Origin of the sequence: Coxiella-like endosymbiont, assembly GCF_030643785.1 — a bacterium.
Lineage (GTDB): Bacteria > Pseudomonadota > Gammaproteobacteria > Coxiellales > Coxiellaceae > Coxiella.
In genome coordinates this window covers 407,307-430,267 of sequence record NZ_CP094378.1, presented here as the reverse complement: position 1 = coordinate 430,267, position 22,961 = coordinate 407,307, and the positions used below count along the sequence as shown (strand labels likewise).

Here is a 22,961-nt window from a genome sequence, read left to right as displayed (position 1 = left end):
TTTAATAAAATTAAATAGGCTATTATTTTTTTGCGCGCAGAGAGGGGCCCCCGATGGCTTGCCCCCGATGCTTGAATATTATTCCGATTATCACAATCATCATTAAACCACCGGCCGCTAATACTAAGTCATCACTTATTTCCATATGCCGCAAGAGCCAATGTAATGCAGGAATCAACAACAAAATAATAACGACACCTATTGTCAAACGACGCAACCGAACCGTTTATGGGTTCTTGCTCTGCTAAAAATCGTATCTTTATCATTTAATTGCTTCCACTGTAATAATAAAACGCCTAACGCCACGATATTATTAAAGGCTGTTAATATGAAAAGCATAGGATAACTAACTTTTAATTGATAATATCCAGTTAAAGTAAATCCCAAAATAAATCCAATATTTATTCCACTAACTACCAACTATACGGTAACTAAAATATCTGCCTAGAGAAATCCAGATAATAAATAGAGCACGAAATTATAAGCAAAATAAACTCCTGCAATGAGATTAGCTTGTGTAGTGCCTAAATGGATTTGATCTTTCATATAAAGAATTAGGGTGGAGTAAAAAGTACCAGAAAACTAACCGTACTAAACAAGTTCGTAAAATAAACGGCTTCAAAACCTTTCGGCATATTTAAGAGAATCGAGATTTAACAGATCTGGCCTTACTATTACTACTAAACTGTGTATCGGCCATTCCCTGAGACGCTTTCATTGATAAATTCTACAATACCATCATTCAAACCCAACATTTTATCGACATCACAACTTTAAAACCTTTTTCAGACATCTGTTATTTAGCAGCCTTACGCAACGGCCTTACTTATCTTGCTGCCAACAGTCGAGATCCGTGATAGTCCGTATTATCGAAGGGTTATATCCCTCCTTTAGCTTTTCAGATTCTCAAGTGCCGCTTTTTGATCCGGAAGAAACAGACACTGCTTATCTCAAGCAACTTACTCGAGATATTCAAAAAAATTTCCCACGGCACCTCTCAAAATTTACGTCGGTAGCATCCATCGATTATTGGTTAGAAGACAATGCGGAGGGAAACGCCATGACGGGCCCTTGCTAACTTATTATTGAATTGAAAGGCGGCGATTGGTTTATATTGTGTTTATATTGTTTTGAGTAATTATAAAGCAGAGCATGTTATACATTCTCTGCGAGCCCAAATGAGTAAACGATTGCAAAACAATTACAATCTCAAACTCGCTTAATCTCTCAAGATACGTATCCCAATGATGTGAAATTGACGGGCGGGTGTTTCTGATAAAATCAAAGCTGATGTCAGCGCGTTAAATGCTAAAAGCAGTCACCCAAAACCCCAGAAGGGGTTATTAAGCTCTTATGTACCCATTTACACTCAGCGCCCTTACGATTTGATTTTTCTGATGAAAATTCATTAACAATTATTATAACCTTGTGGAAATACTCTTCTCGCGCCGCAATTTCGGGAAGTGAAGCAGTAAGTTATTATTTTCGTGACCCACTCACTCCCCTAACCATCTCGTTAGCTTGTCGCCTCTTCACTGGCAAGTTATGATTAGCCCATGAATAAAATTGAAAAAACTACCTATTTCGGTTATCAGACCATTCCTAAAGATCAAAAAACGGACAAAGTTAAAAATGTCTTTGAATCGGTTGCAAGCAAGTACGATTTAATGAATGACCTTATGTCACTGGGCATTCATCGATTTTGGAAAGATTTTGCAATTAAACTTTGTCAATTACGTCCTGGTCATCAAGTTCTCGATCTGGCAGGAGGAACCGGCGACCTAGCCAAACGCATCAGCCCCATAATTGGAAATAATGGAACAGTGGTTTTGGCAGATATCAATGACGCAATGTTAACAATAGGGAGAAACCGGCTTTTGGATCAAGGTATTTTCCGTAATATTCAATTTATCCAAGCAAATGCGGAAGTACTTCCTTTTCCCGATAATTTTTTCGATCGTATCATCATCGGTTTTGGCTTGCGTAATGTAACAGATAAAATGGCATCACTTCATTCTATGTATCGGGTTCTAAAGATAGGAGGACTCGTTACTATCTTAGAATTCTCAAAACCTCACTCCCCATTGCAGGATCTTTATGATCTCTATTCTTTCAAATTATTACCTTGGTTAGGGAAAAAAGTGGCTAATGATGAAGAAAGTTATCGCTATTTGGTGGAATCGATCCGAATGCACCCCGATCAAAAAAACCTCATCAAAATAATGACTGAGGCGGGATTGGAAGATTGCGATTACCACAATTTAAGCGGCGGTATCGTCGCGGTTCATAGAGGTTATAAATTTTAATGTTCACGTTAGTGCTTTCCAGATTAGAAAAAATAATAAATGCTTATTTAGAGTTGGATTCCAACCGTGTTCAACGATTATCTCTTTTAGAAAATAAAATTATTAAAGTTCAAATTATTGACTGGAATACTGAATTTTTTATTTTACCTACTAAAAAAGGGTTGCAATTAACTGCCGCCAGCAAAAAAGAGCCTGACACTATTATCTCTGGTACCTTACTAAATCTCTTTAAAACAGTCTGTACGAAGGGCTCAAGTTCTGCATTATTTAAAAATCAAGTAGAGATTAGCGGAGACACTTGGATAGGTGAACAAATTCGAGATATTTTGACAGGTATTGATATCGATTGGGAAGAACATTTGTCTAAAATCACTGGCGATATTCTAGCCCATCAAATTGGGCTCCAGGTTAGGCGCGTTGCAAATTTCGGGAAATTTGCTCTTGAAACCTTTAGAATGGACGTCCAGGATTACTTACAAAATGAATCTCAAATTATGCCGTCTTCAGAAGAGGTTGAATTCTTTATTCAATCTGTTACGGATCTGCAACACAATGTCGATCGCGTAGAAGCACGAATTCAGCGGTTGATGATAAAAAGGAATCTGACAGCATGAGATGGCTCTTTCAATTAATTCGATTAATTCAAATTAATTTAATTCTCATCCGTTATGGCCTCACCCGCCCAGTGGTTCGGGAATTATCTCCTTGGCTTCGAATTTTGAGCTATCTCAATCCTTGGAGTTTTATTCAAGAAGATAAACCTCGAGGGGAATCTTTACGCATCATCTTGGAGGAACTCGGTCCTATCTTCGTCAAATTCGGTCAGCTTCTCTCCACGCGGCGCGACCTTTTGCCGGATGACATTTCTGACGAATTAGAAAAATTGCAAGATAGAGTCCCACCTTTTCCGGGAAAAATAGCAAAATCATTAGTAGAAACCGCTTATGGTAAATCCGTTAACGACGTATTTGCTAGTTTTGATGAAAACCCTTTAGCATCTGCTTCCATTGCCCAAGTACACGCAGCCACGCTACATGATGGAAGCGAGGTTATTGTTAAAGTGCTTCGACCACATATAGCACGAACTATTCGGCGTGATATTGCTTTAATGTATCTCGGGGCTAAAATGACACGTAAATTATGGAAACACGGTAAGCGATTGAAGCCAATAGAGATAGTCGCTGAATTTGAGCAAACCATTTATCACGAATTGGATCTTATGTATGAAGCAGCTAATGCCTCTCAATTACGTCGCAATTTTTTAAATTCGGAAAAAATGTATGTTCCTAAAATTTATTGGGACTATGTTCATCGCAATGTGATGGTAATGGAACGAATTCATGGAATTTGCATTTCTAATATTGCGGAATTAAAAGCGGCAAATACCAATTTGAAGAAATTGGCAGAATATGGCGTCGAAATCTTTTTCACTCAAGTATTGCGCGATAGTTTTTTTCATGCCGACATGCACCCCGGGAATTTATTTGTTGACGTTAGTGATCCCGAAAACCCTCAATATCTTGGTGTGGATTTTGGTATTATGGGATCTCTTGCCCCTCAAGATCAACGTTACATCGCTGAAAATTTACTAGCCTTTTTTAAACGAGATTATCGACAAGTAGCTGTTTTACACGTAGAGTCCGGTTGGATTTCTGCAGACTCACGTATCGATCAATTTGAGGCAGCTATCCGCACAGTTTGCGAACCTATTTTCGAGAGACCTTTAAAAGATATTTCTTTTGGCAAGTTGTTACTACGATTATTTCAAACCGCTGATAAATTCAATATGGAAATTCAACCTCAATTACTTCTATTACAAAAAACTCTTTTTAACGTTGAAAGCCTTGGTCGTCAGCTTTATCCCGACCTCAATCTTTGGCGAACTGCCAAACCTTTTATTGAACGATGGATGCGTAAACAACACGGACCAACGCATTTAATTGAAACAATTGCTAAAGAACTCGAGGCGGGTAGTAAAGCCTTAGCAAAATTGCCGCTCTTGTTTCACAATGTTTTGGATGAAATTAATTTTCGCCAACGTTTAAAGCGTAAAGAACCACCTCCTCTACCTCCTAAAAAACAAAAGCGCAGTTTTCTTCTCGGAGCAGGCATTGCTTTTCTGATAAGCGCCCTCACCAGCTTTTTTATTGCTTCAACGCCAATCTCTCCCTGGCAATGGACGACCGCTTTGGATCTGGGCGTATTCTTACTCCTAGTGGGTTGGATGCTCTAATAAATAGAGCTTGTAACGCGGATTATGCGCGTCTCGGTCTTAATCCACTGAGATGCTCTGATGCTCATTCTAATTCTAACTAATTGATAAAGCCTTTGACTCCCAACAACCCTGTCCTCATCAAACTCACTCTTCTCACGACCGCCGATCACAAGCCCAATGAAGGATTTTCCCAGTACGATCAGTACAGAATTCTTAAGTGCTGAAGTGCTCGAGATGCGATTTAAATACACCTTCTCAGAATTTCTTTGAATTTCTGCTTCTTATATTTAAAACCATTGACACTCTTTCTTGATGATTGGCAATGGACTTTTCCGTTACTGCTATTCAATTGTTCTCAAAGACAATACCCGGTCAGTTCGTTCGTTGAACTTAATTTAAAACCTCTAACACTTCAGAATCTACAACATTGGCTCAGTGATAGTTTCTATCGATCGGTCGATGATGTGGAAGAATTAGCGATAATCTGCCAAGAGAAAACAGAAGGAAATCCTTTTTATTTTATTCAATTCGTATCCTCCAGGTGCTCTCACACGGCACCCTAAGGAACTTGAAAAGGCGGCCGGTCGTCGTTTTCCCCCATTCTCCTAAGCTTTGGCCTCTCCAGTGGGCCCATCATCCTCGGCATCCTCGGCAATCAGGAACATTTAGAAGAAGGTACCCGCCTTAGGCGATATCGTGAATGTCACCTCCCGACGATTACAGTCCTTGACCGCCTAACAAAGTAGTATTGTCTTCTTGCTTTGTGTATCATGCGGGCATGCAAGAAACGATACCAATTCCTGTTAAAACTATTGGGCCGATTAAAATTATTGGTTCTGAAGTAAATACCGAAGTTGAGGTTCGTCTCGCTACTTTCGAAACTCCTATGTGGCCTTCGACCAATCGCGGAGCCAGCGTTACCCGGAAATGTGCTGGCCTCCAATGCACGATATTTGATGACCGGATGACTCGTTCTATTTTATTGGAGGGCGAGGACGCACATTCGGTAATGCTCGTACTGAATGAACTCAACAAGAACGAAGCGATCGCACAAGTTGTTTCCAGCACCAGTCGTTTTTGCCGCAATGTAAGCTGGCACACCCAAGTAGTAGGTAACCTTTTGTTCCTGCGTCTCGAAGCTACAACGGGCGACGCTTCTGGACATAATATGCTGACCAAAGCAGCGGATGCAGTGATTAATTGGCTCCTGGAAAACTACCCCAGCCTCAAATACGTCTCCATTTCGGGTAATATCTGCGTAGACAAGAAGGTATCTGCTATCAACGGCTTATTAGGTCGGGGCAAATACGTTATTGCTGATATGTTAATTCCCCGCGCTGTGTGTCAAGAGCGCTTGAAAACTACACCAGAAGCCTTGATTAATCTTCATATTAAAAAGAATTTAATGGGTTCAATCGTTTCAGGGGTTTGCGCACTGCAAATGCGCATTTTGCTAATTTGCTCTACGCTATTTACCTCGCGACGGGGCAAGACGTTGCTAATATCGTCGAAGGCTCTCAAGGGTTCACTCACGCTAAAGTGCGCAACGGCGACCTCTATTTTTCTGTTACGCTACCTAATATTATTGTGGGCACTGTGGGCAATGGAAAACATCACGATTTTGTTAAAAAACATTTACGCCTTTTAGGCTGTTTGGATAATTCACAACCCGGTCAAAATGCTCGGCGATTGGCTATTATTGTTGCTGCTACCGTCTGGTGTGGAGAACTATCCTTACTTGCAGCACAAACGAATCCGGGCGAACTCATGCGCGCGCACGAAAAATTTGAGCGTAAGGCTAATCAACCTAGTAGAGATCACGCGCCAGCAAATTCTTGAGAACTGGGCGATGAAAAAAGATTTCTTAAAAACACGGACGCCTGCCAAACTGATTTTATCAGGTGAGCACGCTGTAGTTTATGGCCACCCGGCACTAGCCGTAGCTATCAATCGACATACAGAAGCTACTGTTCGATGGACATTACCCTTACATTTTTCGTTCCATTTTATGGGTATTGACTTTAGGCGAGAAGTTACGCTCCAAACGCTCCGCAAATTAAAAATAAAACTTAAAAATCAATACCAAAAATATTGCTTGGGCCACTTAAATATTCGAGAAGTTTTACAAAAACCTTTTGAACTTTCCCTTTTCACGTTTATCAATGTGCTAGATCGTTTAAAAAGCAAATTGCCGACAGGTATTGATAATGATCAAGGTTTTTACACAACGTAAAAAAGTTTTTCCATGCTTTACTTAATTTAATTTACTTGAAATATTCGCGAACGCGTTGAAGATCCTCTTCCGTATCAACGCTATACAAGTATTTTTCTTTTGTAACTACCATGTGAATGCGGCCACCGTGCCATAAGATACGCAGTTGTTCTAAAGCTTCGAGCTTTTCAGCAGAGCACCTATCCCAAGAAAGGTATTCTTCTAAAAATCCTACACGATAAGCATAAATACCTACATGGCGGAAATGAGAGTCATTTAATTTAATATTTTCTTTATTATTAAAAGTAGAGCGATCCCACGGGATAGGAGCATGACTAAAATAAAGAGCGTAATTTCGACGATTCAAAACCACTTTGGTGATATTAGGGTTAAATAATTCGTTAATATCCGTAATCGGTGTGCAGAGAGAAGCCGCTTTTACATTATCATGTTCCTCCAGATCCTCCGCTAGTTTTTGAATAGCCCCCGGGGTAATCAAGGGTTCATCACCTTGCAAACAGATTACAATTTCATCGTCCTCTAAACCCAAAGTAACAACAGCTTCCGCAATGCGTTCCGTTCCCGACTGATGATCAGAAGAAGTCATACAAACCATTGCCCCAAAATCTTCTCCTATTTTACTTATTTGTCTATCATCGGTCGCGATCACAACATCTTCCGCACCACTTTTCACAGCACATTCGTAGACGTGTTGAATCATCGGCTTACCGGCGATATCTGCTAATGCTTTACCGGGTAAGCGGCTAGAATCATAACGCACTGGTATAATGACTCGGAATTCCATCTTATCTCTCTTCTATTAATGAACGGGCTTTGTCAACCAACATAATTGGGATTCCCCCTTGAATAGGATAGGCTAGCTTGTCAAAACGACAAAGAAGCTCTTCTGCATCTTGCTTATATATCAATTTCCCTTTACAAAGCGGACAAGCTAGTATTTCTAATAGTCTTTTATCCATCAATTACCTCTAAAAAGCTTTGAGAAACAATTTATCATTTTTAAAGCAAGAATCAAGAGATTCAAAACAGCAGTCCTTTTTCAATTAACGATAAGAGAAAGTCATTTCCTCGTTGGGTCAAATACATTAAATTTGTTGACTATAATAAAAATGTGACAAAAGAAAACAAACAAAGATGGTCACAAAAAGTTACCGAAAACAGCAATGCACTTGACTTTAACGCAGGGGTTTTTGGTTGGAAAGATCCAAAAAGAATTGCAAAATCCTTAAAAAAATCGTCTGTAGTCCAGCAAGCGTCGCAAAAGAACTTCTTATCAATCTTCCATGTTGATCTTTAATTTCTATATCAATCGAGCAGGAAAGAAATTGACTGATCAACAGAAAAAGGTTTGAACACAAACGAAATAAGAACTATGGTCATTGTTCAAAAATGATTGATTATTCTTTTACTTAATTATAAACCCGAAAGGCGCATTGCTAAGTCTCTCACTTTCAAACTGATCTTCAGAAATCTGTGAGGTACTATTTCCTTCAGTTGATCTGAAAAAAGCAATTAAGCGATTCGAACTTCCTTCTAGTTCTTCCAATCTTGTATTCAATAACCTAATGATGCATCTCTCAAAACTTATATTCGTTTACCGTCTATTAATTTGCATTATCCAAATTTTTATATCTATAACATTTTTAAGAGTCTTCTTATCCGAAAACCAATAAATAAATTGTCTGATAAAAACGTAAGGATCGCATTGTTGATCTCTCTCTGAGGACGGCTTTTAAAAACAGCATACAGTAAACGCTTTTTTTTGCTCAGTAGTCTGTGAAATAACAATCGTCCGCAATCGATTTCCATGATTATTTTTCCAAAAATCAAGGATAATTTGCTGATTACGACTTGCTTGCTAGTATAGTGTCTAGTATAGTGTAGAAAATTTTCATAACTTCATCATCAGTAATCTGCTTCCCATCGATTGGTCCAACCGATAAAACCATATTATTAGTTCTTTACGCTTTCCAGATCACACAGCGTTGCCCACTACATGAATCCCAGCTTCCAAAATTTGTTTGAAGTCTTCAAAAAGTTGCGCCAACAGTATAGGAGAATAATGCTGAGAAAAGACTCCCGCATAAAAATTTTTCAAATGATTATTTGCTTTCCAAAACTCTACAATAAGATATTTACTTTTATTTTTTAACATCGTTCTAAAAAAATTTAATAATAACTCCGGATTAACTAAATTTGGAATTTCCCAGTCGTTTCTAAAATACGTCCGTACCACAGTCCTGATGACTCCAGATAAGTTCCGCTATTCTATTCCCTCCTGGGGGCCCATAAAGCTAACTGGAAAATATCGACGAGCTTTTTACGGAAATTTGGCCTCCAACTTCAGAGATATTTAAATCAAATTTAAAATTAATTATTTTTCCTTCAAATTCTTTCTCCATTTCCGTACCTATTGCATTTTTCTACATAGAAGAAATAGTAGGCTCGAATTTAGCCTCTAAAACTAATTCAAAGTTTTCAAGAAACTTAGTAAATGAATAGAGGCGATCATCTCGATATTCATTAGATTTGCAACGGTAATAATAGTTTGAGAGAGTTATTGAGTCTCAGGTATAACGTTAACCTCGCGGCTTTGATACCATACTGTTAAATTGAGAAACTGCTCCTATATATCTATAAGTTGACAGATCGAATGAGGCTCCTCTAATAAAGAAGAAAATAACTGAACCAGCTCGTAAAAGAAAAGACTTGTTTTCTAGGTAGTTTTTAATCTACTAGATGCTTCAGAAAATTTTCTTTCATCTCCAGGTACTTTATTTATATAACTTCCAAAATGTTCAAAAAAGCTATTAAATCAGATCAGGCTTATAGAAATATTAAAAAGTAGAGCTTAATTTTATTTTAAATCTTGGGTGTCAATTTCCATTCCGTCATAACCAATACAAACACCAAGCTTATATTCTTTCTCGAAGTTATATAATTTTTTTCTCGCTTCTGAAATATTCTGGTAAAATGAACTCCACAAATGGATCAAAACCAAATGATTAGTGAAGAGCCTAAAAAATTTTAATAGATTTGGAACTCTGACATAATCATAAAGTTTATTAGAAATTTTATGACGTTTAACAAATTTCCCTTTATATATGAAGCTGGCTTCCGTAATTACTAAAGTCAAATTATCTAATAATTTATGATATTCTTTATTAATCCAGATCATATCCTCCATATACAAAACTTTTTCTTTCCCTTTATGGATAAGATAATCCTGAGAAACGACTTCATGACTATGATCGGTAGGGATAGGTATTACAGTATACTCATCAAATGATTTTTTCTTAGTTAATTTCTTAACAGACAAAATTCCGATAAAATCTTCAGCGGTATAAATAGGAACATCTATGAAAAAATTTTGATGAGGGTCGCGCACACTGGATTTAGGAGAAGAAAGATTTTTAACTTATGAGCCTAAAAATATCTTAATCTGGATGTAAATGGGTAATTAAGATATTTTTAGGCTCATAAGTTAAAAATCTTTCTTCTCCTAAATCCAGAAAGCAAAAATCATCAATCAACACTCCTGAATGAAATGCGATGCCGAAGGTTCGATTTCTTCTCTTATCCATAAGATTTTTACTAAGATTTTTATTTCTATAAATTATAACTTCATTCTTTTGGGCATAGAACTATAGAATTTGCATTAAAACAAAGAATAAGCGTATTAATTACTTTTACTATCTTTTTCTTAATCATTAATTTTATGATTTGCGTAACGATATTTTCTAACAAAATCTTTTTAGCGCTGTAAGGTCGCCAAACCATCCTCACCATTTTCATAGGTTTAGGTGAACTAAGTGGATTTAAAACTCTTCGTTTCCGAAGCATTCACATGTTGACAAACCGATAAAGCCTACCCCATCAAATAATGACCTTCCTCAAATAAAAAAGTAGGGTCTTATTTTCCAAATCAGATAGCTTAAGTATTTTCCGTTTGGTTAAAGCGTGGCTGTAAGGTAAAGTCAAAACAAATTCTTCTTCAAATAAAGGCAAAACTTCCAAATCTTCTTCTTCAACCAAGGGGATCGCTACGAGAGCCGAATCCAATTTCTCCTGGATTAATTTTTCTACCAAACTGGTGGTTTTTTCTTCTATTAAGATAAAGATAAAGCATGAGATCGAGAAACACCCTTTCTCAAATTAGAAATAATGTAGGACAAAAGATAAAGAGCAAGATCTAGGAATTATACCCAAATGCAATTTACCTCTAAAAGGGTTCCTTTCTTATAAAAGGGTCCTTTTCTTAAACTGCAATCTGTTTCAGAGCATTTACTTGAAATATAATGCTACGTGTGCTTCCTGAGTAATCTTCTTGTCAATTTCGGTTAGAAAAACCCTTTTATTAGTCTGTTAAGATTAACTGTACACCTAAAACTTCTTCTAGTTTTTTGATTTGCATACTCAATGCTGGCATGGCTCATAAAGCATACTCCCGCTGTACTACCAAAATGGCAATAATCTACTTTGGCAATGAAGTATTTTAAGTCTCTAAATTTATAAAGCTCTAAATTTCGTTATAATCCTGATATATTAATATGATATCATCAATCAGATAAATTTATCAACATTTCCTTCTTAAGGTAAAACAAACAATAAAAACCATTGATTCCATAAAATCAATTAATTTCACTAATTAATAAATACCCTTCATTCTCAGTTTATGGCAAACATAAAAAAGTGATGTATTTATGAGACACCCATCTGCAATAAATACTAGTTTAGAATTTTTTCCGATGTCTCAGGGGAACTGATATAATAACCCAAAAGCTTTTGGATTACAATCCACTGATTCATAAAAGAATTTTATTTTGGAACATTATGGATGCACAAAAAGTGTATAACAATGATTAGCAATACACAAAACGTCTAGTCAGAATAGTCCATGCCCTTAAAAATTTTCTTGGATTGAAACGATTTTTTAATCAAGAAACATTCTACAGCGCTAACTCTATCAGACTATCAACTTTGAAGCTTATTAATGCTTACTAATTGGCATTATCAAGTTAACGAACTTAAAACAAACGAGGCGGTTCGACTTTTGTCTTTAGCTTCTTAGAAATTAACTAATCGTTTTCAAATATAGAAATTAACAAAAAATAATAAATATAAATGTGTTGTATTGGACCATCTTCCCTTTGATGGCAACGAAACCATAATTGATAAAGAAAAACTTTCAGATTAAGGAAAATTCTATTATGCTTTAATTGTCAAGCTTATGAACAAATTTTCTAATAAAGAATTAATTTTCGCTGCTGATTTCAATTTTAGTCCGTATTTAATTAGTCACTGGAAAGATCACAATATAAATTTTATTTCTCACAATAATAGAATAATAATTTCTTTCTAAAGAAGATAAAAAACCATTAATCCAGTAACGATATAGGGTATCTTATTATTACTAAGAGAAAAACAACGGTATTATCTTTTACGTCGTCCTACTTCAAACTTATTCAAACAATTGACTTATGGATTTGATTTATTTAAGATACAGTCTCCTACTCCGCCGGATCAAGATGAATATTCAAACGATTCACAGGAATTAAACAAATTTAAAAACTATCTAAATTGATAATTGCCTCTTTAAATTTTAACTGACTTATGCTAAATTAGCTAACTAAAAATCTCTTTAGAGTCCATTTAAAATGCAAGAAAGCACACAAAATCAATTAAAAAGTACTTCTATTATTTATCTTGTCATGCTCAATTAGAACGAATTACATTATCAATTCCTTATCAATTCCTTTCTTATTCCACCTTTAAATTATGGAATAAGATCAGCAAGGTACAACTCTCGTAAGCAGGAATCCCCCATGACTACATCATCTCTACAATTCTTGCAATCATTATAAGAAAAATTTTGAAAACACTTTTCATTTTAATTCTGGCTTTTCTATTACTTCATTAGATTTCTTTTTAAGAAATGAAAATACCGACCAAACTTTGAAAATGAGAGAATATGGGATGTGTAGAGACATTTATTTATCTTATCTTTCTTCTACTAAATATTTTTCTGAAGTATTTTATTTTCATTTAATAAAAGAAACTCATGTTGCCAATTAAAATTTTTTGACACTTCTGAGAAATCAATTGAATTTGATTACTATTTTAAAAAACAATCAAGATCTATAATTCAAAAAGATCAACTAAGCGATGATGATATTAGAATTAACTTCTAATATAAAAAAAATATTAATATTTTTCCTTTATATCTATCAAATTTAAAAAAACCAATATTATTTTGGTTATCTTTATAACCAAGTTTTCTTAACAAGAAATTTTTTATCTATTTATCTAAATGAATTATTACTTAAAAATATCTATAAAGAAATATCTCAAGAATACAATATCTCGAACCAATCTATTGAGCAATATTTAAAATTAATTAAACACAAATTTATCAGAAAAAATTAATCTGAAATAAAAAAATCATTTTATTTTCCAGACTAGACCCTCTACTTTTTTCTCTTATTAAATCAATATTTGAAATTATTATCTAATTTTTAATTAAATTATTCTAATAATATCAAAAAATTTCGGTGGAAATTTTTTATAAGGTAGCTCTATTAACTCCTTATTTATCTAAACATTCCCAAATTTTTTGAAAGTTTTTGAATCATAGGGGGTTTTTGATAACCATCTGAAAATCAGTAGCGAAACACCATCATAATCACTGCTAATCCCCACATGCTCATCACCTATCACATCAATTACATGAAGAATGTGTTGAACAAAATCCTCTAAAGTAGGATTTCGTTCAATGACATAAATGTCATAAAAACAAATTCTTAGCACCACTCTAAGTTTTTCTAAGACCTTCATCATATCGTCAGTGAGATTTAGACCTGTACCCACAAAATTTTGTGCAATTACTATGGGTAGCATAAACTTTTACGGAAAATTCTTCGATTGTCTGCCAAAAAGAAGCGTCATTAGCATGAGAAAGATCACACATAATATTTAATTTCGATTGTTTTTAAAACTTCTCTATTAAATTTCGATAAACCTTTTTCATGCTTATATAAAATAACCCTATTTGAAGGAGATAAATATTCTTCGATACTGGTGCTTTTGCAAATTATGTTTCTGTATCTCCTTCACTTTTTCTTTAAACAAGAGTTTTACATTTCCTGAAAAGCCTTCAATATCTTCACCATGCGTAAGATTAACAACCCTAATTCCTTAAACGATACCAATTCTTTAAAAGATCCATTTGTCCCTCAAAAATTCAAGGCCTTTCAACAGACAAAATGAACGTTAACTTTTCCTTGCTCCGTAGCTTTGATTATCTCGACAGAATTGGTACAAAGAGCCACTTCTTCAAAATATTAAGCTCTCAAACCATATACAGCATCAATCATGGCTGAACTTTTTAATAAATCATAATCCACTACATTTAAAAACAGAACTTCAATATTTCCCTTTTAAAGTCGATCACAATTGACATGATAAGTATAGAAATTATTGGGATCCACACTAAAAAACCAAATGTTGTTGATAAAAAATATTGGATTTCGACAGAATATATATATGCTTTTTTTCAAATCAGTTCATCTTTCAAAAACTTCCACATCCAGATGATATCGCAATGAGCGTCTAAAAACCACAAAAAAATTTTTACATTTATAAATCTCTCTTTCTTTTTTTATTTCTTAATCAAGAAGAAATTAAGAGAACATTTTTATTCCAATATTAATTGGATTATAATATTCAAATGAAGTCTGCACGTTTTAATTTGAACTTATCATGTTAGATAGTAACACCAATCATTGGAAAGTCCTCTATCAAAATTGATTTATCGATCTTGATTTACTCATTCTACAGATTATCCTAATTGCTTTGTCGCAATGACAGAAAATTCTTTTTAAACCCGTTACTATATTTCATAAGCTATGAAGCAATTTCCTCCAGAAATTTTTCCAGCGAGATTAGTTCTGGTTTTTTGGTAGAGTATTCCTTAAACTCAACACTGTGGTTGAAGGTTCGATCAAATATTAAATCTAGTAACCTTGACACTTTTTAAGTGTATATTCCATGCTTGAATAGCACCAATTTTCAAATTAATCTTAGCCCAAATTTTTCCTTAATACTTGGTTTTTTCGACACTAAATGGTATGACAGAAATTCCCGGTTGATTTTCCTTGATTTTTAGCTTTAGCGACGTAATAGCGATCCGTAACACTCGATTCTGTATTTTTAAAGATGGAAGGACAAAGATAAAGAGGTGATAAGGATAAAGACGCGATAAGGGAGATAATTTTAAGAATTAACAACCAAGCGTATATCGCTTTCGGATAAATCTTTAGAATCCCATTTCTAAAACCAAAATTGATAATTTCATGAACTATTTTTTATGCCCCTCATTTAGCTTTTCTTTACTTTTCATTCCGGCGAGTAACTAAAATAGGAAATTGACAATCTCGTCGATGAATATGCGGCCTACTTCTAATGATAAGTAGGGATCGGCTCCTTAATCAACCACAAAGTGAGAAGCTCCAGATTCAAGTGATAAATTTAGTTCAATTTTTTTCTATCGCTCAGCTTATGCTTATCCTCTTCACAGGATATCGCCTTTAGAATTTTAGAAGCAAAACGACAACAGTTTACTGCTTCTAATAACTTAAGATATATTTTATAGATACATTTTATTTTTAATTGCAATTTCTAAAAAATCTGAATGACAATCTATCTTAAAATAATCTTCTTTAAGTTTTTCTATTTTCGAACGAATAGTATCAGTTACGTTTTAAGTTTCTAGAAAAAATTGTTTGTTTTCACTACAACCCAGTTTTCCATAGCGAATTAAATAGTTCAGGAAATCAAATTAAGAAATTTTTCAGCGATAATAGAAAAATTTAGAAAATTTTTATTTTCCTTTAATCAAGTTGGGGTAATTCTTTACATGTTTTTTATTGGTCTAGAATTAATAAATATAAGCGCTATTAAAAAAATCTAAGTAAATCTAGCGCCCTCTTTTTAGGGTTCATTGTTTCACTTTATTTTAAGCACTGGTTACACTCTCTTTATTCATCACCTCAATTATCTTTTTCAAAATTAAATTCTCCTACTTTTCGTTATTTTATATTTAGGTACCGAATTTTCCATTACTACTTTTCCCATGTTAGCCAGAATTCTTTATAAAATCAACATAGCCCAAACAAAATTGGGAACATTAACTATTACTTCTGGATCAGAAATTGATGCAATCGCTTTGTGTTTGTTTGTCGTTACTCTAGCTATTGTCAGAAACAATGATTAAATCGCGATTATAGCTATTATTTCTATTATCGGCGCAATTATTTATGTCATTTTTATAATTTTCTATTGACAAAAGATTATTATCAAAATTAGCTCGTCCGATAAAGCAAGGAAAAGATTTTACTATTTATATTTTAGCTATTGTTCTAAGTATTTTGATTTTAAGTAATTTTTTAGGATTATATTAAAATTTATGCTATTTTCGGAACATTTATCACTAGATCCGCTGTCCTTCGTGGAGAATCTTCTTATCAGATAGGAGTGAAAATTGAATATCTCACTAATTCATTTTTATTGCTTATCTTTTTTCTGGATTTAACACTCAAATAGCTCCATTAATCTCGTTGGAAATCGGATTGGTCACTCTTATTATCATCTTCTTAACAATTTTTGGAAAAGAAACGAGCTGCACTCTATTTACAAAAATACATAGTGAAAATTGGAGAAATGTATTCGCTATTGGCCATTTAATGAATTCAAGAGGCCTCATGGAATTAATTTTTTTAAATATAGGACTGGTACGATATTATTACTCTTACTTTTTCAGTATATTAATACTAATTTAAGGGCAATTGCTATCACAGTTATAAAATCGCTTATTTATTATCTGTTAAACCAGAAATCTAGAAATTTTAAAAAAAAATTCTATGCATTGACTAACCCGTTTTAATTTTAAAAAATTAAATAATACTTTAAAAATTCCATCGATTTCTGACATGGAAAGGTATAATTCTGCCATTAATTTTATAACGCTGTGGGAAGTGTATGGACAAAAAATGAATATTTTAATTATCTTATATTCGGGTACCCAATTTTTTGGTGACTAAATTAATGAACTTCCTGATTTTAGGCCAAAAAAAAATCGATATTTTTGAGAGTAAATGCAAATAGGAATTTCGAATTTACAATAATTTTTTAGTATTTCTATAGGTATTTCTTTGATAATTCTTACTCAACCATATAATCATTCAATTGGATGATTACCAATCAGTCGGCGATATATTTCATAAGATGTACATTATTTAATTTTAATTGTATCGTCAAATTGAGTGATACTTTATTTTTTAAATCGGCAATCATATTTTCAGCTTCTTTTCCTTGCTTCGTTATGGAAACTATTCTCGTAACCGAGGGGCCTTGATTCGTTATATCATTGATGATACCGTTTCAATTAATGTTATCCAGGACTATTGAGGGGAGGGCCGTGCCGATGATTGGTTCCGTTATGTACATAATATCAAGTTTATCCTATGACGTTTCGACATGTCTTAGAACAGGATCCTAATCATTGAATATCAAGTTGAGAAAGCTTAAAATGGCGCTATTATTCGTGTAGTTGCCACTAAAAATATTAATACGGAGGATTTGCAAAAATCGTTAGTTCATAGCTTATCCCAAGCCGACGTCAAAAATCTTGACATACGCATTAAATTTTTGGATAATAATGCCGTGCCATCTAGAAACTGGAAAGTTAAAAAAATTTGTCCCCTGCAATAAATAGCGTCCGCTTCGCAAAAATGGAATTCAAGGCTTATATAATGACTCAGGAGTTTGGATACTCCCCTCTTCCGTTCCATCACTGATTATGGCGCTTTAAGTATTACCCTTATTATATGTATTTTTTAATCAAAATGATAAAATATTCGTTCCTACTCCGTTTTTCTGCTATGGAATTCAAGTCTAGGTTAGTATAAGCAGCTAAAGAGATGATTCGACTAACTATTTTCTTGATATTGCTAGTTCCAGTATTGGGTTTAGGGAATCCATTACAAAAACTAAAAAACTAGTAGTCATTGTGGAGAATGACACTGATAAAAAAATAAGTTACCGGGATATCTGCCCCTAACGAACCACCGAGTACTATCCAGAAAGTGATAGTCAATCCTGGTCGCTCATCTCCCTATCAAAAAACAAAGATTACTATCTTATTTAGTGGCAGTGTGCAGACTTAACTGCTTCTACTAATTTCACCAACGACAATGGATATCCACTAACGTTTGGGTTCAACGATCCTTGGCAATATTATTCTGGCGGGGAAACTTATTTTGAAACGATAAATCCAAATTGTTTTCACGTTCGACCCCTACCCCCTTAATCCTAAAATTGCAGGAAAAGCATTATTATGGACAAAGGTGAGTTATCAATTGAAAAACAATTAAAAAAACTCAGCGAAATAATGACAGAAGTGGACAAGATTAAAAAATTGTCTTTAAAGAGTGCCTTAATCCAAAAAGTAACGGCCGAATATATAAAATTTTTAGGGCAAGGTAGTTATGTTAATTCAGTTTCCGCCTGAAAAATGACTGACTGAAAAATCACTGAAAATAATCTATGGAACAAAGAGAGATAAAATGCACTTCGGTTTAGTCACTCTCCAAGACCAAAATAAACAATATAAACTTACCAATATAAGGCTTATAAGAACAATTATGATAAAGAAGCACACATCGTTCATCCTTCCTGTAAAACTCTGGCCGCTAATTTAAATTCTCCAAAAGACGGTGATATTATTATCTTTGACAATCATTATTAGAAAATGGAAGAGGAACGATGCTGATAAAATCGAGATCGTTTTTCTTTCCTTCAAAAACAAAAATTTTAATTCTTGTACCAACCCACCCATCAATATTGTAGACAACACTATAATCACTAATTATCTTTTTTCCTATTTTCGGTTACTAGTAAAAGGGCTCTAGAATACTTTCCGATAATTTTAAAGATAATTAATCAATAAACAAAAAAGAGATGATTAATAATAAAAACTGATGACTAAATAAGTTTAAATATTTTGAAAAAGACAAATTTCTTTAACCGATTAAAAAGCGCTACGACTAAATTTATTAAAAGCAAATCCTATCACAAATTTATAATACCTACATGCGAAGAAGAATTCCAAAAACTAACAAATACAAGCTCCCTTACCGAGGTAACTAAAGAAGGACATGAAATATACAGTAAGTTATACCGTAAAAAATTTAAGCAGTTGTTTCTTTCGCTGGACAGCTTCTGTTATATCCATCTCTGAAATAAAAAATCTTGAAGGACGGACATTAAAGTTGAAGTAGCAATAAGTTCCATGGCTTCGTCTGTAAGCAGCCAATCAACACTCCGCTTATTCACAATTTCTGTGAATACTTCAACAAAAATAAATAATTAACGACAGAGTTTTTTTAGAAAATATGTAGCTGTTAATTGTTAGTCGAATAAAGTTGTCTTATTTCTCTCATTATCATTAATCGCTGGATAGTTGGGTAACCCTAGAAAGGGTTACCCAAGATTAGATTTCCTTTATAGACTCGCCGTTGGCATTAAAAAAACCATTGGTCCTGCTAGGAACGCACAGGCAAACCCTTGAGTCCCATTGGCTTAGTGCTTTAAATGATTGTAAGTGCCACCACTATTGGTGACCACACATTCACCAGATAGTTTAGTTGAATCATTCAGTGTTAAGGTGCTCGTTCTGTAACCCTCTCGATACACATGGGTCGTTTACTTGCCTGCTACCATTACCCGAATAACTAAACGGACCATGAAAATTAGCCGCAAACAGAACTTTTGCCGAAATTCCATTATAAACATAATAGTCATAAGTTACTTTTGGAGGTGAAGGTGGGATTGCAACTGCGCTTCCTAAAACACTGAGCAACGTTAAGTATAGTCCTACTTTTTTAAAGTTTTCATAAAAATACCTCATTAACCAACCTATTTATGTTAAAAATTAAATGACTTCGTCAATCGAATGATTTAAAAAGCGCGCTTATTTGCCTTACATAAAATTTACCTATCTAGGGCTGTAAGACAATTCATTGGTACCCTATAATAGGCTGCTAATGAAAATAATTTGAATGGAAGAATGGGAAAGGTGATGAAAATAGGAAAATACAGCCCTGTTTGGTTGAACAAGGCAATTTAAACTGGATTTTGTGACTGAGTCTTGTATTTGATCAACTTAACATAGGCCTGAGGCTCTGCCAATATTTTAACCACATTGTGGAAACATTAAACGAGGGCTTTACGAAATGATTAGAAAAATAAATCAAGTCAATTATACAGCTTTCACATACAAAGCCTATTCGGGAGCAGGAACTGGATGATGTTTTGCTGTTTTCTAAATAAGGAAATGAAATTTTAGTCGTAGACATTTTTGTATTATTATACCTATATAAATAACTGAAATACCTAACTAACTGAAATACCCAACTCATACTAAATTTTAAATCTCTTTCCTTAAAGATTCGGAAGGTTTCATTTTCTTTCTAATGTTTCAGCAAAGTTGATAAAAGTTGATATTGGAAATAATTATATACAAAAATATTTCAATTCGTTTGTTTGATTTTAAAAAAATTGAGTCTATCATAAACTAAGGATTTTTAAATCGAAACCTGTGCTCAATGGTTTGGTGTTGGATTTCCTTTTCGTTTGTAATCACGACGCTAGCCCATCGCTAATTAATGGACCCAATTGTTAATTTGAGCCAACACCATGATATCTCTTGCCTTATCGATTTCTTTGTAAATAAAATATTAAAAAACTTATCTTACATAAATTCGTACGATGTTAATACGGGAATGACATAAATCCAAGCTTAGCTGTAAGCAAGCGACACAATCAATCACTCGTTGTTGAGCATTCATGTCTTATTTTATCAGGCACCTTTGGCAGGACAATCCCAGCCCGTTAATTCTTTATAGTGCATCTTTGTGCAGAGTGGTGGTGAAGACCATGACGATGGTCAATATCAGCTCTTGCACATACTTGTTCGAAGGGTTTGCCATAGGTTTTTTGTAGCTGGTATCGTGGGGATTAAAGAATGGCCTTATATGCTGAACCAATGCTTGACACAGTACTTTTTTCTTCGTTTAGCTAAAGTAGGATTAGTTATCAGTAAGACTAACTGATAACCAATGATAGCAAAATGAGATAGCAACTTGCATTTAATTATTTACCTCCAAATCGATCCAAAAAAGCTTTGGGCTTTAACACTGAAATTCCCTGATAGGCCCGATACCTATTTGTCGTGGCTAGTTGGCGTGACATCATCTTACTCTAATAAGAATAGAGCATGAAATCGATGAACCCCGCGAGTCAATCTTTTTTCTTTAAGCATTCCGCTACACCGCTTAGCTAACTGCTGGTCAACCAATATCTTATGTTTCACCGCCAGATGGGCATACTGTTTTCAGATGCCCCCAAAAATTCTATCACCGTATACAAATCAGTATCACTTTTCATCACGTGCTGCGACGCGAAATCATGTCGTTGATCATACCAGGTAAAACTTCGATGGCTGCGCTCTTTTTCAAATTATTCCAGAGACTTCTTCAAATTGGTGATATGCTCGCCTAGATTTTTTCCAGGAAAAACCCATATACCCTTCCTTTATGTACAGCCTTCGTTTGTTCGTACCACAATCGAATAACTTTTGATGTTCCTACATCCAATGGAACTTCGTATGTACAGATTGGCTATTTTAACAATCAATATCCGCTGTTAAAGAAATAATGACATTATCATGTCTGAAATCGATGTGCTTATTCCACTCTAATCACTCAACGTACTAAAACGGATCCCAGATACAAGCGAGCTCTACCCCGAAAAAGGGGCGCTTTAATCGAAAAATAATGGCATCACTGAAGGCCTTCTATCGCAAAATGAAATTGATTCAGCGGCACGCTTATGGCTTTCGAAGCTTTGAAAGTTATCCGTTTACGGGTTATGTTTACGGGTTAGAAGTATTATATTTGTGATAAAGTGCTCCACAATTGGGAAAGGTTCGAGTTATTTAAAAATCGGGACGGCAGGATTTGAACCTGCGACCCCTTGCACCCCATGCAAGCGCGCTACCAGACTGCGCTACGCCCCGAATCAAGTCTTGTATTATATAAGACCACTTATTCAATTTACAATGGGATTATGGGGGAACGTTATGACATTAAGGAACGTTGATGATGGTTATTCTTATTCTTTTTAGCAACTAGCGAGTTTCCTTGGATTTCCTTGGATAATTAAGTCTTAACTTCTCTATCGTCGTCTTTCCACATTGCCGAGGACCTAAAATAGCGACTGCCGAGTTTACTTTAAAAGAATCAGTAATTTGTTGAATAAACTCCTTGAAAATTTCATTATATAATTATATAAACACAAATTTAAACACAAATTTCAAGGATAAATCAAGCTTGTTGCGTTTTTAGGGTATGGCGAGAGGACACTGCGATGAAGTGGATTTAGGAGTGATTAGCGCCATTGGCTAAATGAAGAGACGCCAATAGATCTTATATCTCAAGCCATTTCCAAACCAGCTGCAATCCTTTCCAGTTCTGAAATAGCACGACGGATGGTCTCATAGGCTTTATATTCCCTTTTATCATGCGAAGCATCTTCAGAAAGCTTCTGTTTAGCTCCTTCAATGGTATAACCTTCTTCATAAAGTAAACGGCGGATTTTTCGCACCAGCAAAACGTCTTTCAATTGATAGTAACGACGGTTACCTCGTCGTTTTAAGGGCGACAGCGGAGAAAATTCTTTCTCCCAATAACGCAAAACATGAGTACGTAACTCACAGAGTTTGCCAACTTCACCAATTGTAAAATATAACTTTTCGGGAATAGGGGGTAATTCGCTTTCCGGTTTAGGATTTCCTTTCTTCTGATTTAACATTTTTCTCCACCCTGGATTTGAGTTTGTAGCCAGCACGGAATGTCACAACACGCCGCTCCGTAATAGGAATTGCTTCGCTGGTTTTAGGATTGCGTCCGGGACGTTGCTTTTTGTCACGCAGATTAAAATTACCAAATCCTGACAATTTCACCGGCTCTCCCCTTTCTAACGAAAGGCGGATATCCTCAAAAAATAATTCAACTAACTCTTTCGCCTCTCGCTTATTCAAGCCTACCACGTTAAATAAATGTTCTGCCAAGTTAGCTTTTGTGAGTGCCAT

The 22,961-nt window shown here is 34.8% G+C and carries 17 protein-coding genes, 1 tRNA gene and 3 pseudogenes; 10 read left to right on the top strand and 11 right to left on the bottom strand.

All coding sequences use genetic code 11. The features are described 5' to 3' along the window. Positions 1-22: 22 nt before the first annotated feature. The gene (locus MRH55_RS02195) at positions 23-208 is read right to left on the bottom strand and encodes a hypothetical protein (protein ID WP_304985839.1); all 186 of its coding nucleotides are present in this window, start codon (positions 206-208) and stop codon (positions 23-25) included. Further along, positions 205-420 (bottom strand): hypothetical protein, encoded by a 216-nt coding sequence (locus MRH55_RS02190; RefSeq protein ID WP_304985838.1) that lies wholly within the window; start codon positions 418-420, stop codon positions 205-207. The genes MRH55_RS02195 and MRH55_RS02190 overlap by 4 nt, the downstream gene beginning before the upstream one ends. Positions 421-853: 433 nt before the next feature. Between MRH55_RS02190 and MRH55_RS02185 the strand changes: the two genes are divergently transcribed. The 6 genes and pseudogenes from MRH55_RS02185 to MRH55_RS02160 form a co-directional block, all read left to right on the top strand. After that, complete coding sequence (locus MRH55_RS02185) at positions 854-1,078, top strand: hypothetical protein (protein ID WP_304985837.1); 225 nt, start codon at positions 854-856, stop codon at positions 1,076-1,078. A 478-nt stretch (positions 1,079-1,556) separates the two neighbouring features. Beyond that, the gene (gene ubiE, locus MRH55_RS02180; protein ID WP_304985836.1) at positions 1,557-2,306 is read left to right on the top strand and encodes a bifunctional demethylmenaquinone methyltransferase/2-methoxy-6-polyprenyl-1,4-benzoquinol methylase UbiE; all 750 of its coding nucleotides are present in this window, start codon (positions 1,557-1,559) and stop codon (positions 2,304-2,306) included. Continuing rightward, a complete protein-coding gene (locus MRH55_RS02175; protein WP_304985835.1) occupies positions 2,306-2,920 on the top strand; it encodes a ubiquinone biosynthesis accessory factor UbiJ in 615 nt (204 codons plus the stop codon). The genes ubiE and MRH55_RS02175 overlap by 1 nt, the downstream gene beginning before the upstream one ends. Continuing rightward, a complete protein-coding gene (gene ubiB, locus MRH55_RS02170; RefSeq protein WP_304985834.1) occupies positions 2,917-4,539 on the top strand; it encodes a ubiquinone biosynthesis regulatory protein kinase UbiB in 1,623 nt (540 codons plus the stop codon). The genes MRH55_RS02175 and ubiB overlap by 4 nt, the downstream gene beginning before the upstream one ends. Positions 4,540-5,299: 760 nt before the next feature. Next, a pseudogene (locus tag MRH55_RS02165) lies at positions 5,300-6,360 on the top strand (hydroxymethylglutaryl-coenzyme A reductase family protein). Between the two features lie 10 nt (positions 6,361-6,370). Continuing rightward, positions 6,371-6,727: pseudogene (locus MRH55_RS02160) on the top strand (mevalonate kinase family protein); the annotation flags it as partial. Positions 6,728-6,785: 58 nt separating this feature from the next. Here MRH55_RS02160 and kdsB read toward each other — a convergent pair. Continuing rightward, positions 6,786-7,538 (bottom strand): 3-deoxy-manno-octulosonate cytidylyltransferase, encoded by a 753-nt coding sequence (kdsB, locus tag MRH55_RS02155; RefSeq protein WP_304985833.1) that lies wholly within the window; start codon positions 7,536-7,538, stop codon positions 6,786-6,788. A gap of 1 nt (position 7,539) precedes the next feature. After that, the gene (locus MRH55_RS02150) at positions 7,540-7,713 is read right to left on the bottom strand and encodes a Trm112 family protein (protein WP_304985832.1); all 174 of its coding nucleotides are present in this window, start codon (positions 7,711-7,713) and stop codon (positions 7,540-7,542) included. Between the two features lie 152 nt (positions 7,714-7,865). Between MRH55_RS02150 and MRH55_RS02145 the strand changes: the two genes are divergently transcribed. Next, entirely contained in the window at positions 7,866-8,051 is a 186-nt protein-coding gene (locus MRH55_RS02145) for a DUF3175 domain-containing protein (RefSeq protein WP_304985831.1), read from the top strand. After that, on the top strand, positions 8,038-8,106 hold the full coding sequence (locus tag MRH55_RS07620) for a hypothetical protein (protein WP_369421476.1): 69 nt from the start codon (positions 8,038-8,040) through the stop codon (positions 8,104-8,106). Before MRH55_RS02145 ends, MRH55_RS07620 begins: the two co-directional genes overlap by 14 nt. 623 nt (positions 8,107-8,729) lie before the next feature. Here MRH55_RS07620 and MRH55_RS02140 read toward each other — a convergent pair. From MRH55_RS02140 to MRH55_RS02125, 4 genes are all read right to left on the bottom strand, one after another. Then, a complete protein-coding gene (locus MRH55_RS02140; protein WP_304985830.1) occupies positions 8,730-8,909 on the bottom strand; it encodes a hypothetical protein in 180 nt (59 codons plus the stop codon). Between the two features lie 702 nt (positions 8,910-9,611). Continuing rightward, positions 9,612-10,142, bottom strand: coding sequence for a hypothetical protein (locus MRH55_RS02135; protein WP_304985829.1), 531 nt, complete (start codon positions 10,140-10,142; stop codon positions 9,612-9,614). Between the two features lie 488 nt (positions 10,143-10,630). Then, positions 10,631-10,843: a LysR substrate-binding domain-containing protein gene (locus MRH55_RS02130; RefSeq protein ID WP_304985828.1), complete on the bottom strand. Its 213-nt coding sequence runs from the start codon at positions 10,841-10,843 to the stop codon at positions 10,631-10,633. Between the two features lie 2,505 nt (positions 10,844-13,348). Further along, a complete protein-coding gene (locus MRH55_RS02125; protein WP_304985827.1) occupies positions 13,349-13,651 on the bottom strand; it encodes a membrane dipeptidase in 303 nt (100 codons plus the stop codon). Between the two features lie 4,495 nt (positions 13,652-18,146). Here MRH55_RS02125 and MRH55_RS02120 point away from each other — a divergent pair. Further along, positions 18,147-18,320 (top strand): hypothetical protein, encoded by a 174-nt coding sequence (locus tag MRH55_RS02120; protein WP_304985826.1) that lies wholly within the window; start codon positions 18,147-18,149, stop codon positions 18,318-18,320. A 3,315-nt stretch (positions 18,321-21,635) separates the two neighbouring features. Then, positions 21,636-21,771: pseudogene (locus MRH55_RS02115) on the top strand (transposase); the annotation flags it as partial. A gap of 42 nt (positions 21,772-21,813) precedes the next feature. Here the strand turns inward: MRH55_RS02115 and MRH55_RS02110 are convergent. The 3 genes from MRH55_RS02110 to MRH55_RS02100 all read right to left on the bottom strand — a co-directional run bounded on the left by MRH55_RS02110 (position 21,814) and on the right by MRH55_RS02100 (position 22,961). Continuing rightward, a tRNA-Pro gene (locus MRH55_RS02110) sits at positions 21,814-21,887 on the bottom strand. A 416-nt stretch (positions 21,888-22,303) separates the two neighbouring features. Continuing rightward, positions 22,304-22,681: a MerR family transcriptional regulator gene (locus tag MRH55_RS02105; protein ID WP_304985825.1), complete on the bottom strand. Its 378-nt coding sequence runs from the start codon at positions 22,679-22,681 to the stop codon at positions 22,304-22,306. Beyond that, positions 22,653-22,961 (bottom strand): integration host factor subunit alpha, encoded by a 309-nt coding sequence (locus MRH55_RS02100; protein WP_439647885.1) that lies wholly within the window; start codon positions 22,959-22,961, stop codon positions 22,653-22,655. Before MRH55_RS02100 ends, MRH55_RS02105 begins: the two co-directional genes overlap by 29 nt.

Excerpts from the sequence above, each read along its gene's own strand:
- MRH55_RS02120 (WP_304985826.1), top strand. The coding sequence starts at position 18,147 with ATGGACAAAGGTGAGTTATCAATTGAAAAACAATTAAAAAAACTCAGC.
- MRH55_RS02150 (WP_304985832.1), bottom strand. The coding sequence starts at position 7,713 with ATGGATAAAAGACTATTAGAAATACTAGCTTGTCCGCTTTGTAAAGGG.
- ubiB (WP_304985834.1), top strand. The coding sequence starts at position 2,917 with ATGAGATGGCTCTTTCAATTAATTCGATTAATTCAAATTAATTTAATT.
- MRH55_RS02105 (WP_304985825.1), bottom strand. The coding sequence starts at position 22,681 with ATGTTAAATCAGAAGAAAGGAAATCCTAAACCGGAAAGCGAATTACCC.
- kdsB (WP_304985833.1), bottom strand. The coding sequence starts at position 7,538 with ATGGAATTCCGAGTCATTATACCAGTGCGTTATGATTCTAGCCGCTTA.
- MRH55_RS02100 (WP_439647885.1), bottom strand. The coding sequence starts at position 22,961 with ATGGCACTCACAAAAGCTAACTTGGCAGAACATTTATTTAACGTGGTA.
- ubiE (WP_304985836.1), top strand. The coding sequence starts at position 1,557 with ATGAATAAAATTGAAAAAACTACCTATTTCGGTTATCAGACCATTCCT.
- MRH55_RS02140 (WP_304985830.1), bottom strand. The coding sequence starts at position 8,909 with ATGTTAAAAAATAAAAGTAAATATCTTATTGTAGAGTTTTGGAAAGCA.
- MRH55_RS02175 (WP_304985835.1), top strand. The coding sequence starts at position 2,306 with ATGTTCACGTTAGTGCTTTCCAGATTAGAAAAAATAATAAATGCTTAT.
- MRH55_RS02125 (WP_304985827.1), bottom strand. The coding sequence starts at position 13,651 with ATGCTACCCATAGTAATTGCACAAAATTTTGTGGGTACAGGTCTAAAT.